At 50.2% G+C, this 1,259-nt stretch carries 1 protein-coding gene; it reads left to right on the top strand.

Annotation, left to right across the window (positions count from 1 at the left end):
- Positions 1-118 precede the first annotated feature (118 nt).
- Positions 119-1,259: hypothetical protein (locus V6D20_01225; protein HEY9814419.1), on the top strand; the 1,141-nt coding region annotated here is incomplete at its 3' end.

Genomic DNA, 1,259 nt, shown 5'->3' with positions numbered 1-1,259 from the left:
TCTGGGCGGTGCGAATGATCCCTTGGTAAATCCCGCAAGGGGAACATCCACTGGCGAACCTTTCGGGATTAACATTAACTCCGCAACCCTAGAATCAAACGGTGGAGATATTCATCTTTTGGGGCGTGGCTTAGTTTCTGCCATCGCTCAAAATAGCGCCCGTGGTGTGCTGCTTAATGGTGCTGTGATTAATGCTGGCACAGGTAATATCTCGATTACAGGCACAGGGGAAGGCTTAGGTAGTGACAACCGTGGTGTAGAAATTATTAATGGAGCAACTATTCAGGCGGACGGCAATGGTGCCATTGAGATCACGGGGACTGGTGGTAAGGCTAACTCAGGCACTCTTTCAGCAAATCTTGGTGTATTCATCGCAGACTCATCAGTTCAGGTAGCGGATGGTAATTTGACGCTGATCGGGACTGGGGGTAGTGATGGTTCTCGCAATAGAGGCATTCGCGTCGGTGGTAATGCAACGGTTAAAGCGATTGGCACTGGTTCGATCGCCCTGATAGGAACAGGTGGTGATGGGACAGGACTAAATTCTGGGATTGATCTTGAAGACTCCATTATTGAATCTGTAACCGGGGCGATCGCCTTAACTGGGACTGGTGGCAATGGAAACAGTTCCCGTGGCATATATATGACCAATGGGGCAGAGATTCGGTCTCAAGATGGGGCGATTAGTCTAGTGGGCAATGGGGCGGCGACTGCGACTGGCATCGATAATATTGGCGTTGATATTAGGAACTCGACGATTAATGCTACTGGCTTTGGCTCGATGACTTTCTCTGGCACTGGTGGGAGTGACACAAGTCGTAATGATGGTATTTATTTCCGTACTTCACAAATCACCGGCAATAATGGCGATCTTGAATTTATCGGCACGGGCAGTAGCTCAGCGACTGGTGATAATAATCGTGGCATTGTTGTCTTTGATGGCTCTACGATTCAGGCAACAGGTAGCGGCAATATCACCCTTCAAGGGACGGGCGGCACAGGTGTTAATGATAATCTCGGTGTCCTTATCCTCAGTACCAATACGGCGATCGCCTCTACAACTGGCGAGATCAGGATTACTGGTCAGGGCAGTACCACGGCAACCGGAACGAACAATGGCGGCATCTCCCTGAGTCAAGGGAATATCACATCAGCCAGCGGTGCAATTAGCTTGACAGGCACTGCCCAACCGAACTCTGGCACCATCCGCAACTACGGCATTTTACTGGATGCCAATGCGGCAGTTCGTTCCATCGATG

It is taken from the genome of Candidatus Obscuribacterales bacterium (assembly GCA_036703605.1).
Classification (GTDB): domain Bacteria; phylum Cyanobacteriota; class Cyanobacteriia; order RECH01; family RECH01; genus RECH01.
Note: the sequence above shows the minus strand (reverse complement) of the source record. Positions and strands in the feature narration are given on the sequence as shown.